The 540-nt window shown below is 42.0% G+C and carries 2 protein-coding genes; both read right to left on the minus strand.

Going from position 1 to position 540, the window contains the following annotated elements:
* Positions 1-286: LPS export ABC transporter periplasmic protein LptC (gene lptC, locus AB4653_RS09865; RefSeq protein WP_372104013.1), on the minus strand; the 286-nt coding region annotated here is incomplete at its 3' end.
* Positions 283-540 (minus strand): HAD hydrolase family protein (locus tag AB4653_RS09870; RefSeq protein WP_372104016.1); only part of this gene is annotated, 258 nt, incomplete at its 5' end. The genes AB4653_RS09870 and lptC, both read right to left, overlap by 4 nt.

The following is a 540-nucleotide window of genomic DNA, read 5'->3' on the forward strand; positions in this document are numbered from 1 at the left end:
CTCGCCATTCTATCGTATGCCCTTCACGGAATACTGAAAGAATAGGGGCTTGAAAGTGTGTATCGCCAACGACGGAGTAGTGCTCTAGATTGGTCGATTCAACTTGATAGCTACGAATACCGCTTTCGTCATAGCTAATATTATCAAGATTCTTGCCACTAAACGCGGGCAGTTCTAAATTTGGATCTACTTGTATCGTCGAAGTTTGCTCTTTGTCGTACAAGTAATAGGCTGACCAAGAGGTAATAAAGATGAGTATTAAGTAGATAATACGATTAAAACTCATATGCTTAAACCTTTGTGCACGTCGAGTTCGTTTCTTGCTTGTAAAATAAGGTCGCAGACTTCACGTACTGCACCGTAACCGCCGTTAATGGTTGTTACGTAGTTGGCTCTTTGTGCAAGTAATGGGTGACCGTCTGCCACACATACCTTTAAGCCGACCTTTGCCATTACAGGCCAGTCGATTAAATCGTCTCCGATATAACCTGTGTTTTCAGGATTAACTGAAAGCTTATCGCAAATATCTTGGTAGGCTTT

Origin of the sequence: Vibrio sp. 10N.222.48.A3 (assembly GCF_041475345.1) — a bacterium.
GTDB lineage: Bacteria > Pseudomonadota > Gammaproteobacteria > Enterobacterales > Vibrionaceae > Vibrio > Vibrio tasmaniensis_A.